Source organism: Candidatus Protofrankia datiscae (assembly GCF_000177615.2).
In the GTDB taxonomy this organism is placed as follows: domain Bacteria; phylum Actinomycetota; class Actinomycetes; order Frankiales; family Frankiaceae; genus Protofrankia; species Protofrankia coriariae.
This window is the reverse complement of sequence record NC_015656.1, coordinates 4,019,068-4,032,451: the sequence shown is the minus strand read 5'-3', so window position 1 is coordinate 4,032,451 and position 13,384 is coordinate 4,019,068. Positions and strand designations below refer to the sequence as shown.

Below are 13,384 nucleotides of genomic sequence, written 5' to 3'. Positions count from 1 at the left end.
CCGTCCACCGAGGGCCGGCCCTTGTCCGTCCTCGGCTTCTGCTCACTTGCTGGTTACGCGCGGGCCCGCATCTTCATGATTATGGATTCCCGTCGCTGTTGCGGGATCAGGGGTTTGGTTGGTTGAGCGGTAGGCGGCGGCGTGTTCGAGGAGGATGGCCTGCAACTGGCGGACGGCGGTGGGGAGGTGGCGGGTGCGGCGACGCTGGATGACCAGGATGACGGTCGCGTCGTCGGTTTCCAGCGGGCGGTGGGTGATGATGCCGCTGCGTTCGAGCGGGTCACCCGCGACGCTGTAGTCGGGCGGGATGGTCACCCCGAGGCCCTGGGCGACCATGAGCTTGCCCATCTCCACGCCGTCGGTGGAGTAGGAGAACGTCGGCGGCTTGTCGCGGAAGAGCCGGTGGACGTACCGGTGCATGACATAGCCGGAGCGCATGGCGATGAACGGCTCGCTGAGCAGCTGCTGGGGACTGACGGCCGGCAGCCCGGCGAGCGGGCTGTCGGTGCGGCAGCACAGCACGGCCCGGCCGCGGAAGAGCTCGACGGTCTCCAGCTCGGGGGCGACGTCGTCGCCGTCCATCAGGTTGACCAGGCCAAGGTCGAGGCCGCCGTCGAGGAGCAGGCGGTGGATGTCGGCCTGCTGGGTGTTGACGATCTCCACCTGCGTCGTGGGGTAAGCAGCGTGGAAGTCGCGCATGGCGGGGGTGACCAGCGGCACGGTGGCGGCGTTGACCGTGCCGATCCGGATCATGCGGCTGGAGCGCTGCTGGTCGCCGGCGGCGGCACGCAGCCGGTCGACCGACTCCAGGACGTCGATGATGTAGGGCAGCAGCTCGCCGCCGGTCGCGCTGATCGTGGCGCCGGTGCGGCGGCGGTCGAGGAGCGTCACGCCGAGCTCCCGCTCAAGGTTGCGGATGGTCTCGCTCAGCGCCGGCTGCGACATGTGCAGCGCCTCGCTGGCGGCCCGCATCGACCCGAGACGGGTGACCGCGGCGACGCACTCCAGCTGTTCGATCCGCACCTGGCCCTTCCCACCCTCGACGCCGTGACAGGGTCGCCCTATCGCACCCTCGTCGACGCCTGGTTGACCGTCGCTACCCGTGAAGGCACACTCGACACCATGTCGATGGACATTATAGGGATTGTCGGGCGCGGCCGGCTGTCCGTCGACGTGTGCGGCTGTACGGCCGCCGTCCTGAATCGGCGGTCGTGTCACCGTCCCGAGCGATGTGGGTGTCGCGCCACCGGTTAGTGGTGTCACTCACACCGGCCGCCCGGCCGATCATTTGATCGGTCCCATGAGGGTCAGGCGTCCTCCGAGCAGCCATCTGACCGTAACCGTCGTAGGCGGCAGCCGGAAGAAATCCTCGTAGCAGTCTTCGCAGGAAATCTTCGTGAGAAACCATGCGAGAAATCGGCCCACACGCGGCATAAATGATATTACCGCCGGTTGGGCCGCGCAGCCGTTCACAGGGCAGGGAGAACTGCATGTCCGACGCCGTCGAAACGGGTCGTGAGCCCGTGAAGTTCGCCTACTGGGTGCCGAACGTCAGCGGCGGCCTGGTGGTGAGCAGAATCGAACAGCGTACCGACTGGGGGTACGAGTACAACCGGAAGCTGGCCGTCCTGGCCGAGAACAACGGGTTCGACTACGCCCTGAGCCAGGTCCGCTACATCGCCTCCTACGGCGCGGCCTACCAGCACGAGTCGACGGGGTTCAGCCTGGCGCTGCTGCTGGCCACCCAGCGGCTGAAGGTGATCGCGGCGATCCACCCGGGGCTGTGGCACCCGGGCGTGCTGGCCAAGTTCATCGCCACCGCCGACCAGCTCTCCGGCGGCCGGGCTGCGGTCAACGTCGTCAGCGGCTGGTTCAAGGACGAGTTCACCAAACTCGGTGAGCCCTGGCTGGAACACGACGAACGGTACCGGCGCAGCGAGGAGTTCATCCGTGTGCTGCGCGAGATCTGGACCAGCGACCACGCCGAATTCAACGGCGACTTCTACCGCCTGCACAACTTCGACCTGCGGCCCAAGCCCATCGAGGGGCCCGGCCGGCCGCATCCGGAGATTTTCCAGGGCGGCAACTCGACATCCGCCCGGGCGATGGCCGGCCGGGTTTCGGACTGGTATTTCAGCAACGGTAAGGATCTCGACGGTGTCAGTGAGCAGATCGCCGACGTCAACGCCGAGGCGGCGCGGCACAGGCGGCGGGTGCGTTTCGGGCTGAACGCCTTCCTGATCGCCCGCGACACCGACGCCGAGGCCCGCGAGGTACTACGGGAGATCATCGCGAAGGCCGACCGGGATGCTGTCGAGGGTTTCGGAGCGGCGGTCAGACAGGCCGGCCAATCGACCGCCGACAAGAAGGGAATGTGGCAGGACTCGGAGTTCGACGACCTGGTCCAGTACAACGACGGTTTCCGCACCGGCCTCATCGGCACGCCGGAACGGATCGCCGAACGCATCGTCGCCTACAAGAAGCGCGGTGTGGACCTGCTGCTGCTCGGCTTCCTGCACTACCTCGAAGAGGTGGAGTACTTCGGACACCGGGTGCTACCGCTCGTGCGCGAGCTCGAAGCCGACGCCGCCGACCGCGGCGAGCTGGTCCGGGAAGCCGCCTAGTGTCCTGAGTCGTTGATTCGTGTGCAGATAGAATGGGCTGGTGCCTGGCCCGAGCGCGGATCCCATCGAGTTGTCGTCTGCTGAGCGTGCGGTGCTGGAGGGCTGGGCCCGACGGCGGAAGACCGCGCAGGCGCTGGCGTTGCGCTCGCGGATCGTGCTGGCCTGCGCGGACGGTGGGACGAACTCGGGGGTCGCGGCCGAGCTCGGGATCACCCGGGGAACGGTCGCGAAATGGCGGGAGCGGTTCGCGGTCGACCGGCTGGAGGGCCTGTCAGACGAGGCACGTCCGGGAGCGCCTCGGAAGGTCACCGACGCCCAGGTCGAGGCGGTGATCGCGAGGACGTTGGAGGAGAAGCCACCGAACGGCGATACCCATTGGACATCGCGGTCGATGGCGAGGGCCAGTGGGCTGTCGCAGTCGACGGTGTCACGGATGTGGCGGGCGTTCGGGTTGAAGCCGCATCTGGTCGAGACGTGGAAGCTGTCCACCGACCCGCTGTTCGTGGACAAGGTCCGTGACGTGGTCGGGGTCTACCTCGACCCGCCGGAGAAGGCGATCGTGCTCTGCGTCGACGAAAAGTCGCAGGTGCAAGCTTTGGATCGCACGGCACCGGTGCTGCCCCTGATGCCGGGTACCCCGCAGCGGATGACCCACGACTACGTCCGCCATGGCACGACCAGCCTGTTCGCCGCGCTCGACCCGACGTCCGGGTCGGTGATCGCGCAGACCTTCCGGCGGCACCGTCACCAGGAGTTCCTGCGCTTCCTCAAGCTGATCGACTCCTCGGTCCCGAAGGGCTACGACCTGCACCTGGTCCTGGACAACTACGCCACCCACAAGACCCCGGCGGTGAAGAACTGGCTGCTGCGCCACCCCCGCTTCCACCTGCACTTCACCCCGACCTCGGCGTCGTGGATGAACCTGGTCGAGCGCTGGTTCGCGGAGCTGACCACCCGCAAGCTGCGCCGATCGACGCACCGCTCGGTCGTCGAACTCGAAGCCGACATCCGCCGATGGATCAACGCCTGGAACAAGGACCCGAAGCCGTTCGTCTGGGCCAAGACCGCCGACGAGATCCTCGAGACCCTCGCCGCCTACTGCCAGCGAATCAACGACTCAGGACACTAGGGCTGGCGGACATGCGCCTGGTCAGACGGCGGCACGTCGACTTCGTCCGGACGTGCAGCGCGCTGTGTCGGTGACCCGTCGGGGCCTTTCTTCTCGGATCTCTGGTCTTCTCGGATCCTCTGGGTCAGTACTCCGGCCCGTCCGCGGCCCGCGCATCCAACGTCCCACGCCTCTTACGCCCTCACGTTCCGCGTTCCATCCGACAAGGAGCTCAGCGTGTCCCTTGACGCCGACAACCGGCTGGACAGCATCGTCACCACGACCGCCACCGCGGATCCCGACAACGCCGCGCGGTTCGCGGCGGCGCTGGAGCGCGCCGACCTGGTCGCCGCCGAACTGCGCGCGACCGCCGCCGAGCGCGACCGCGCCAACAGGACGCCCCGCGCGGAGGTCGAGCTGCTGCGCGGCCACGACCTGCTCCAGGTCCAGGAGCCCGTCGCCTACGGCGGCTCCGGCCTCAACTACGCGCAGGCAGCCGCGATCACCCGCCGTATCGCCCGCGGTGACACCTCCATCGCCCACCTGATCGGCTACCACTACGCGCAGACCCGCGTCGCGCCCCTGTTCGGCACGCCGCGGCAGGCCGACGAGCAGTCCCGCCGCAACGCCGAGGGCAAGCTGTTCTGGGGCGGTGTGCAGAACCCGCGTGGCGGCTCCGACCTCGTCCTCACCCGGGACAGAGACGGCTTCCGGCTGAACGGCCGCCGGTCGTTCGCCTCCGGTGCCAGCCTCGGTGACCACCTGTCGGTCACCGCCACCTACGACGGCGAGCTGGTGTTCGTCTCCCTGCCCGCCGGCCGCGAGGGGTTCCGGGCGCTGGAGGACTGGGACAACATCGGCCAGCGGCTCACCGACTCCGGCGGGGTCGTCTTCGACAACGCCCGGATCTCTCGCTCCGAGATCCTCGGCGACGACCCGATCACCGGTCGCGTACCGTCGCCGTACCAGACACTGGTGACCCCGCACTGGCAGCTCGCCTTCGTCAACTTCTACATCGGGACCGCCGAGGGCGCGCTCGAGGAGGCCCTGGACTGGACGCGTCTGCACGCCGCGCCGTGGGAGACCTCCGGCGTCGAACGGGCGACCGACGACGCCTACATTCTGCAGACCGTCGGCGAGCTGCGGAGCGAGATCTCAGCCGCCGGGCTGCTGGCCGACCGTGCCGGCGCGGCCCTGCAGGCGGCTCTCGACATCGGCCCGTCGCTGACCGAGCGGCAGCGGGCCGAGGCCGCGGTCGCCATCTACGAGGCGAAGTACCTCACCACCAAGGTGTCGCTGGCGGCGGCGAGCCGGCTGTTCGAGATCCAGGGCGCCCGGGCGACCACCAACGCCTACGGGTTCGACCGGCACTGGCGCAACCTGCGGACCCACACCGTGCACGACCCGGTGGCCTACAAGGCACGCGAGGTCGGGGACTGGGTGCTCAACCGCCGTGCCCCCGCCTTCTCGCTCTATCGCTGACCGGCGAGTCCGTGCGGTGGTGCGATCATTTTTTTCGTACCGCCGCACAGACTCGTACCGCCACGCAGACTGGAATCCCTGGCCCGGAATCCCCTGATTCGGAGATCCTCTGACCAGGAACAGCGGACGCCGGCCGTCCAGACGTCCGCCATCCGCCGTGCTCATCTGTCGTGTCCACCTGTTGCGGCCAGCGGCCGGGGCGGCTGGACGTCCGTCATCTGGAGTGCCGTGGTGACCGATCGACCGTCCGATGCCGGGGCCCGCCCGTCCTCCGTTGCTGCCGCCGCCGCTGTCGTGCGTTCGGACGCCGAGGCGCTGGAGATCGCGCGGAAGGCGGCGGCCGGCTTCGCGGTGCACGCCGACGCCCGGGATCGCCACCGGCGGCTGCCCATGGCCGAGGTCGACGAGCTGTCCGCGTCAGGGCTGCTCGGCATCACCGTCCCGGCGCGTTTCGGCGGCGCCGACGTCTCCGTGGCGACGCTGACGGAGGTGTTCCGCGTGCTCGCGGTCGCCGACGCGAGCCTGGCCCAGATCCCGCACAGCCATTTCGTCTTCCTCGATGCCCTGCGCCGGCGGGGCGGCGACGAGCAGCAGGCGTTCTACTTCGGCGAGGCGCTCGCCGGCCGGCGTTTCGCCAACGCGCAGTCCGAACGCGGCAGCCGGACCATCGCGGACGACGCCACCACCCTGCGGCGCCGACCCGGGGGCGGTTACGTCCTGCGCGGCGAGAAGTACTACTGCACCGGCGCGCTGTTCGCGCACTGGCTGGTCGTCCGCGCCGTGCTGCCCGACACCCCGCCGCGCCCCGGCGGGGCCGTCCCCAGGGCGCTCGCCTACATCCGCCGGGACTCGCCCGGAGTGAGCGTCGAGGACGACTGGGACGGCATGGGCCAGCGCACCACCGCCAGCGGCACCGTGCGGCTGGACGACGTCCCGGTCACCGCCGACCAGGTGGTCGACTTCTCGTCGATCTTCGATGGCCCCACCACCTATGGTGCTCGGGCTCAGGTCCTGCACGCCGCGCTGGACGCCGGCATCGCCCGCGGCGCGCTGGACGCCGCCGTCGGCCAGGTGGCCAGGGCCCGGCCGTGGTTCGAAAGCGACGAGCAGCGGGCCGCCGACGACCCGCTGCTCGTCCAGCAGGCCGGCGAGCTGGAAATAGCGGTCCGGGCGGCCGAGGCCCTGCTGCGCGAGGCCGCGGCAGCTATCGACGCGGCCGAACGCGACCCGACCGAGGCCAGCACGGCGCGGGCGTCGGTGGCCACCGCCGTCGCCAAGGTCACCGCTGCCCGGGCGGCGGTACGGGCGGCGGACGAGCTGTTCGAGCTCGGCGGCACCCGCTCGGCCGCCGGCCCGCTGAACCTGTCGCGCCACTGGCGGGACGGGCGTACCCACACCCTGCACGACCCCGTCCGCTGGAAGGTCCAGCACATCGGACGCTGGCTGCTTTCGGGCGCACCCCCACCACGACACGGGCAGATCTGAACGGGCAGATCTGAACGGACAGCTCGGACGACACACGGTATCCGGCGATCATGGAGGCGTTTCCCGCATGGCCCTGCGGCTGCACTGGTTCCTGCCCACCTATGGCGACTCGCGGTTCATCGTCGGCGGGGGGCACGGCCTGCCCGCCGGCACCGCGTCCGGTGATCGTCGTTCTTCGATCGGCTACCTGTCCTCGATCGCGCGTGCCGCCGAGGAGTTCGGCTTCGCCGGCGCCCTGACGCCGACCGGGGCGTGGTGCGAGGACGCCTGGCTGACCACCGCGATGCTGGCCCGCGAATCCGAACGGCTCGCCTTTCTCGTCGCGTTCCGTCCCGGCCTGATCAGCCCGGCCCTGGCCGCGCAGATGGCCGCGACGTTCGGCATCCACGCACCCGGCAGGCTGCTGCTCAACGTGGTCACCGGGGGTGAGGCGGACGAACAGCGCGCCTACGGCGACCATCTCGACAAAACAGCCCGTTACGCCCGCTGCGACGAGTTCCTCTCGGTCGTGCGCCGGCTGTGGGCGGGGGAGACGGTCACCCACCGTGGCACCCACCTCCAGGTCGAAGCTGCGCGTCTGCCGACGCTGCCCGACCCCGTCCCGCCGCTGTACTTCGGCGGGTCGTCGGCCACGGCCGGCCCGGTCGCGGCCGCGCACGCCGACGTCTACCTGATCTGGGGCGAACCGTTGGACGCGGTGACGGACAAGATCGCCTGGATTCGGGGTCTCGCGGCCGCCCGGGGCCGCGACATCCGGTTCGGGATCCGGCTGCACGTCATCACCCGCGACCGCGCCGACGACGCCTGGCGGCAGGCCGGCCACCTCCTCGACGCGCTCGGCGACGATGTCGTGGCCGCCGCGCAGGCTGGCCTCGCCCGCAGCGAGTCCACCGGGCAGGCGCGGATGCGGGCTCTGCACGAACGCGGCCGTGTCGACGGGAGCTGGCGTGACCCGCGGGCGCTTGAGATCGCCCCGAACCTGTGGGCGGGCGTCGGCCTCGTCCGCGGCGGGGCCGGCACCGCCCTGGTGGGCAGCCACATCGAGGTCGCCGCCCGGATCGCCGAGTACGCCGCGCTCGGCATCGACGAGTTCGTGTTCTCCGGCTACCCGCATCTGGAGGAGTTGTACTGGTTCGGTGAGGGCGTCCTGCCGCAGCTCGCCCGCCGGGGCCTCGTCACCGTCACCGGCGCCCACGACACCGGCAACCGCCCCTTCCTCCCCGCCGCCGCCCACTGAATCCGCATACTGTGCGTCAGAGGTCGAGGAAGTAGCGCAGCACCTTGCGGATCGCGGTGAGGGTGGTGTCGTCCACGGTTCCCAGGTGGCGTTCGAGCCTGGCGGTGTCGATCGCCCTGGTGTCCTCGGGGCGGGCGAAGCTCGGCTTGCGCAGGCCGGTTGCCGGGCCGGTGATGCGTGGCTGGGTGACCAGGCCGCGATCCTGCCCGGTGAGCGGAACGACGATCGCCATGTCGATGGGCAGGCTGTGCAGGCCGTCGGCGGAGACAACCACGACGGGACGCCGGCCGCCCTGCTCGTGGCCGACCACCGGATCGAGGAGCGCGAGCCAGACCTCGCCGGTGCGAATCCTCGTCATTCCCACCAGTCGGGCGTGTCGTCGAACGCGAGCGCGTCCCGGTCGGTACCGCGCTGCCAGGCCCTCGACTCGGCGCGGTCGCGTTCCCACGCCTGCGGGTCGCTGGCACGCAGCTCCTCAAGCTGAGTGCGGGCCCGCGCGAAGAAGGACTCCCGCTCGAGCCGGTCGGCGATCTCAGCGAGCATCCGCCCCATCGTGGTCCCGCGATCGTGCGCAAGGGATGCGAGTCGGTCGCGAACCGTCACATCCACCTTGATCGTTGTCAGTGTCATACCGATAAGTATGCCGTTCGGTAGGTGTTCTCGTCATGCCGTTCAACGGCAGACCAGCGCTGGTGGCTATCCGACATCCGCGTCTCGTAGTCGGTCTCTCCTTCGCTGCTTACCTGTCAAGGGCGCCTGTGCTAGCCGGTGACGTCCGGCCACGACGGCCCGCTTGGCGTCCATCTGATGGCATAGTGGGAGAATCACGCCCTGTGTCCAATCCGTTCCCCACGATGAAGCCTCGGCAACTGCTGCGTGTACTGCAGAGGCTGGGGTACGAGGAGGTCCCGTGGGGGCGGCGGCTCGCACCGCTGGCTGGTGGCGCAGGGAAGACCCCGGCTGCGATGGGCGTTCCCCGAGTCTGTGAACTCCGCAGCGGCTCGGCCCTGGGACAGTCGGTTTGTGGATGAGACATACGCGAAAGTGTCCAGCCGCTGGGTCTGCCCGTACCGGGCGGTTGACCAGCACACGTCCCCGCCAGCGAACGGTGTGACCTGACCGCCGCACGCAGTACTTCAGCCGAGCGCTGTCACTCGGCCGCCGGCCGGTGGAAGTGACCGCCGCCAAGGCAGCCGCCTGCCCGAGGGTCCTCGACGAGCCCGCTGCCGAAGGTCTGCTACGTTGACGCCTGGCGGGAGAACAACCGGATCGAGTCGAACCACGGCCAGCCGACAGCTAGGCACCGAGATGCGCGGCCTGAAACTGCCCCGGTCCGTCCAGACCATCAGCATGGGGCACACCCTGGTCAGACCATCCACCGGGGCCGCTACGAGCTCGGCGTCGAGGCCGACCCCTCGCTGGCGCCTGTCAGAGTCTTCTCCGAACTCGCCCGCAATCTGACCACCGGGCCGGACGGGCCCGGGCATGCTCTGCCTCCCCGGAACGCATCAGCAGCCCCGCCGATCGCCCTCCACGCCCAGGAAACAATCTTCATATATTGACAATCGTTTTCGTTTTCATCAAAGTGGCACCATGCATCGTCGCGTTCCCGTCGCGCCCACCGTGACCGCCGGATGAGCCTGCTCAGTCCCGGTGGAGCACGGCCGTCCGCGGTCGATCCGGACATCGCCGAGAAGCTGCGCGGCTGGATCCGCTCCGCGCTGGACCTCGACGAGGAGGCGACCGTACTCGTCGCCCAGCTGGCGTGCGCGGAGCCGGGCTGTCCGCCCGTCGAGACTGTCCTGGCCGCGCTGCCAGCAGCCGGCCGACGCTCGGTTACCCTGCCCGGTCCCGCGGCGCGCCTCACCGAGTCCGACGTGCGCCGCGCCTTCCACCTCTCCGGAGAAACGCATGCCCACTGACGCCACCTCGCAGTCGGCCGACCAGGCCACCAAGGTCCCGGTGACCGTGCTCACCGGCTTCCTCGGCAGCGGCAAGACCACGCTGCTCAACCGAATCCTCACCGAAGAACACGGCAAGCGCATCGCCGTGATCGAAAACGAATTCGGTGAAATCGGTATCGACGACGCTCTGGTCGTCGACGCTGAAGAAGAGATCTTCGAGATGAACAACGGCTGCATCTGCTGCACCGTGCGCGGGGACCTGATCCGCGTCCTTGGCACGCTGATGCGCCGCCGGGAGAGGTTCGACCACATCCTCATCGAGACCACCGGGTTGGCCGACCCGGCCCCGGTCGCGCAGACCTTCTTCGTCGACGACGAGATCGCCGGCCAGCTCCGGCTGGACGCCATTCTCACGCTCGTGGACGCCCGGCACCTGGCCCGCCACCTCGACGACGCCAAGCCCGAGGGCGTGGAGAACGAGGCGGTCGAGCAGATCGCGTTCGCCGACCGGATCGTGCTGAACAAGACCGACCTCGTTGACGAGGCGGAGCTCGACGAGGTGATCGTCCGGATCCGGGCGATCAACAAGGTTGCGGAGATCCTGCCCGCCCAGTACGCCAAGATCGACCTCGGCAAGGTCCTCGACGTTGGCGCGTTCGACCTCGAGCGTGCACTCGACGTCGACCCCGCGTTCCTCACCGAGGGTGAGCATCAACACGACCTGACCGTGTCCAGCGTCGGCATCGAACTGGTCGGAGACCTGTCCATACCAAAGCTCAACGACTGGCTCGGCGAGCTGCTGTCGACCAAGGGCGCCGACATCTTCCGGTCCAAGGGGGTACTCGCCGTCGCCGGCCAGCAGAACCGGTACGTCTTCCAGGGCGTCCACATGCTCTTCGAAGGCACCGACGGCCAGCCCTGGGGCAACGCGGCCCGGGTCAGCCGGCTGGTCTTCATCGGACGCCACCTCGACCGCGCCGCCCTCGAAACCGGCCTACGCCGCTGTCTCGCGAGCGCACGGTGAGCCGCACCGCCAACCTGCTCGCCTCCGGGCGGAAACCGGCCGAACCCGTCTGGTCGATCGACCTCGACGACGCGGTGAGCACCGTCACCGCCGCACCGCGCGGGCCGCTGGTCGCCGCCGCGTCCCTGTCCGGGCGCACCGTCGTCATCGACGCGGATGACGGGGTTGTCGTGACCGAGATGCCGCACCACGAACTCGGGGCTCTGGCGGCGGCGTGGTCGCCGGATGGGCGCCGCCTCGCGGTCGGCGGAGCCGATGGGACCGTCGTCATCGGCGACCTGACGGTCGGTCGGCACGACGCCGTCATGGGCCAGGGTTGGGTGCACGCACTGGCCTGGTCCCCCGACGGGCAGTACCTCGCCGCCGGCAGAGGTCGCGAGGTTCTGCTGCTGCGGCCCGACGGGACCATCGTCACCCGCTGGCCCGGCCAGCCCAGCACCGTCACCGCGCTCACCTGGGCCGGCCACCGGCTCGCCGTCGCCTGCTACGGCGGCATCCGCTGGTACGAACCCGGACCCGACCGCACTGAACCGGTACGCACCTTCGACTGGAAGGGTTCGCTGCTCACCATCGCCGTCGCGCCGAACGCACGCTGGGCCGCCTCCGGTAATCAGGACGCCTCGATCCACCTGTGGCGGCTGTGGTCCGGCGAGGACTACGAGATGAGCGGCTACCCCGCCAAGGTCACCGCTATCGCCTTCGCCCCGGACTCCCAACGGCTCGCCGCCGGCGGCGGCGAGGAAGTCACCGTGTGGAACCTCGGGGGCAAGGGCCCGGCCGGGCAGCGCCCGGCCTCGCTACGCACGCACTCCGGACTCGTCGTCGCGCTCGCCTACGCTCCGGTCCCACCGGGCTCGGCGGCCGGCCGGACTGGCCAGCGCGCGGCCGCCCCGCCGCTGCTCGCCAGTGGTGGCAGGGATGGCCGCCTGGCCGGTTGGCGGGGCAGCGGTAGTTCCCGGCGCCCGCAGTTCGAGGTCGATCTGGGGGCGCCTGTCAGCTCGGTCACCTGGACCGCCGACGCGGCGCTTGTCGTGGCGGGCACCCAGGGCGGCCGGCTGAGCGCGGTCCGTCCGTCGGACAGTCCGCCCGGCACCGGTACGAGACGCAGCAGCTGACCGGCCTGGCCGGCCGGTTCCCGAGCCCCGCCAGCCCGCTTCCGGAGAACCCACCATGCGCCAGCCGATCCCACTGTCTGTGACGTTGGTGTGTACTGCCGGGGGTGACGTCGGGGTGGTGGCGACCCCCGCAGGCGGTGGGGTTCGCCCCGTCCCCGTGGTCTCCTACCGGTGCCCGTCCCACCCGGTGGGAGGGGTCGTCGTCCGATCGCTCGACGTGGGTGACGGACCGCCGTACAGATCCTCGGTACCCGCCCAGGACGTGAGTCTCGTCGACGTCGTCGCCCGGGACATCGCTGCCTCGGTAGCGGACCTCGCGGCCGATGGACACGCCGCGGCCGTCGTGGTGGCACCACCGGGATACGTTCCCTTGGACCTGATACCGGGCCTGGCCGGCTGTCCCGCGCTCAGTGTGGTGTCGTCGGTGGCGTTGGTCGACGCGACGACCGCGTTCGAGGACCTGGACGGATGTGACTCCTTCGCTGACCGAGGCCTCGCCGTTCCCCGTCTCGGTCGGATGGTGCCAGCGGCCCTCGTCGACCAGGTCGAACGTGCCGACGTCGTCGTTCTCGCCGCCACCGACGAGATTGATGTCTGCGACATGCTGCAGCTCGACACGCTGGTGCGGCGGCTGAACCCGGCGGCCCGACCGGTGACCGTCGTCGGCCGAGCCACACCGGCCAGCGATATCCTCGCCTCCGCCGGCCCGGACGGCGGCGCGGGATACGACGAGATCGGCTCGCACCGGCACGCGGGCTGGTTGCGGATGCTATGCGCACGTACCGCGGACGACCTGCCGGCCAGCGAGGTCGGGATCACCGCCACGGTGCTCGCTGCCCGTCGGCCGTTGCACCCGCAGCGGCTGCATGACTGCCTGGACGGCCTGGTCGCCGGCGTGGTGCGTTCCCGGGGTTGGCTGTGGCTCGCCAGCCGACCCGACCAGAGGATGGCGTGGGACCACGCCGGGCGGGGACTCACGCTCGCTCCCGACGGCTACTGGCCCGCCGTCGACGCCGCACCCGCAGACCACAGCGCCGCTTGTCCTGGCTGGGATTCCTACTACGGCTACCGCGTTCAGGAACTGGCCCTGATCGGTCTGCACGCCGACCCGGCGGTCCTCGCCGGAGTCTTCCGTTCATGCCTGCTCACCGACGTCGAGCTCGCTCTCGGCGAGGACGGCTGGCGCGAGCTACCGGACCCCTTCCCGGCCTGGCTACCGGACCTGAACGGATAGCCAGGAGGACAAGGATGACCGGAGCCCGCTCTCCGGCCTTCCCGACATGCGGCTTGGCCAGAGGCCGCCGCACCGAGAACCGGAGCCGGCGGAGTAACCATCCCTTGCTGTGGCGATATCCCGACCGAACCGACGCCCGGCCGAGCCGGTCACGCGACACAGCCGGGCACC

The 13,384-nt window shown here is 70.0% G+C and carries 12 protein-coding genes and 1 pseudogene; 10 read left to right on the top strand and 3 right to left on the bottom strand.

Features of this window, described 5'->3' with window-relative positions; translation table 11 throughout:
* Positions 1-42: 42 nt before the first annotated feature.
* A complete protein-coding gene (locus tag FSYMDG_RS16835) occupies positions 43-1,023 on the bottom strand; it encodes a LysR family transcriptional regulator (protein ID WP_013874595.1) in 981 nt (326 codons plus the stop codon).
* 467 nt (positions 1,024-1,490) lie between these two features.
* Here FSYMDG_RS16835 and sfnG point away from each other — a divergent pair, with 467 nt between their 5' ends.
* The 5 genes from sfnG (at position 1,491) to FSYMDG_RS16810 (ending at position 7,936) form a co-directional block, all read left to right on the top strand.
* Positions 1,491-2,624 (top strand): dimethylsulfone monooxygenase SfnG, encoded by a 1,134-nt coding sequence (sfnG, locus tag FSYMDG_RS16830; protein ID WP_013874594.1) that lies wholly within the window; start codon positions 1,491-1,493, stop codon positions 2,622-2,624.
* A gap of 40 nt (positions 2,625-2,664) precedes the next feature.
* Complete coding sequence (locus tag FSYMDG_RS16825) at positions 2,665-3,753, top strand: IS630 family transposase (RefSeq protein WP_013871712.1); 1,089 nt, start codon at positions 2,665-2,667, stop codon at positions 3,751-3,753.
* Positions 3,754-3,969: 216 nt separating this feature from the next.
* Positions 3,970-5,214 (top strand): acyl-CoA dehydrogenase family protein, encoded by a 1,245-nt coding sequence (locus FSYMDG_RS16820; RefSeq protein WP_013874593.1) that lies wholly within the window; start codon positions 3,970-3,972, stop codon positions 5,212-5,214.
* A 231-nt stretch (positions 5,215-5,445) separates the two neighbouring features.
* Positions 5,446-6,699 carry an SfnB family sulfur acquisition oxidoreductase gene (locus FSYMDG_RS16815; RefSeq protein WP_013874592.1) on the top strand — a complete coding sequence of 418 codons (1,254 nt, stop codon included), beginning with the start codon at positions 5,446-5,448 and terminating at the stop codon, positions 6,697-6,699.
* A gap of 67 nt (positions 6,700-6,766) precedes the next feature.
* The gene (locus FSYMDG_RS16810; RefSeq protein WP_013874591.1) at positions 6,767-7,936 is read left to right on the top strand and encodes an LLM class flavin-dependent oxidoreductase; all 1,170 of its coding nucleotides are present in this window, start codon (positions 6,767-6,769) and stop codon (positions 7,934-7,936) included.
* A gap of 16 nt (positions 7,937-7,952) precedes the next feature.
* On the opposite strand, the gene FSYMDG_RS16805 is transcribed toward FSYMDG_RS16810, so the two are convergent.
* Positions 7,953-8,294, bottom strand: coding sequence for a type II toxin-antitoxin system PemK/MazF family toxin (locus FSYMDG_RS16805; protein WP_013874590.1), 342 nt, complete (start codon positions 8,292-8,294; stop codon positions 7,953-7,955).
* A complete protein-coding gene (locus FSYMDG_RS16800) occupies positions 8,291-8,479 on the bottom strand; it encodes a hypothetical protein (RefSeq protein ID WP_131791458.1) in 189 nt (62 codons plus the stop codon). The genes FSYMDG_RS16805 and FSYMDG_RS16800 overlap by 4 nt, the downstream gene beginning before the upstream one ends.
* A 435-nt stretch (positions 8,480-8,914) precedes the next feature.
* Here FSYMDG_RS16800 and FSYMDG_RS28710 point away from each other — a divergent pair.
* The 5 genes and pseudogenes from FSYMDG_RS28710 to FSYMDG_RS16780 all read left to right on the top strand — a co-directional run.
* Positions 8,915-9,387, top strand: a pseudogene (locus tag FSYMDG_RS28710) (DDE-type integrase/transposase/recombinase); the annotation flags it as partial.
* Positions 9,388-9,570: 183 nt separating this feature from the next.
* A complete protein-coding gene (locus FSYMDG_RS16795) occupies positions 9,571-9,858 on the top strand; it encodes a hypothetical protein (RefSeq protein WP_013874588.1) in 288 nt (95 codons plus the stop codon).
* Positions 9,848-10,864, top strand: coding sequence for a CobW family GTP-binding protein (locus tag FSYMDG_RS16790; protein ID WP_013874587.1), 1,017 nt, complete (start codon positions 9,848-9,850; stop codon positions 10,862-10,864). The genes FSYMDG_RS16795 and FSYMDG_RS16790 overlap by 11 nt, the downstream gene beginning before the upstream one ends.
* The gene (locus FSYMDG_RS16785; protein WP_013874586.1) at positions 10,861-11,979 is read left to right on the top strand and encodes a WD40 repeat domain-containing protein; all 1,119 of its coding nucleotides are present in this window, start codon (positions 10,861-10,863) and stop codon (positions 11,977-11,979) included. The genes FSYMDG_RS16790 and FSYMDG_RS16785 overlap by 4 nt, the downstream gene beginning before the upstream one ends.
* A gap of 262 nt (positions 11,980-12,241) precedes the next feature.
* On the top strand, positions 12,242-13,213 hold the full coding sequence (locus FSYMDG_RS16780) for a CobW family GTP-binding protein (RefSeq protein ID WP_165162742.1): 972 nt from the start codon (positions 12,242-12,244) through the stop codon (positions 13,211-13,213).
* Positions 13,214-13,384: the final 171 nt, after the last annotated feature.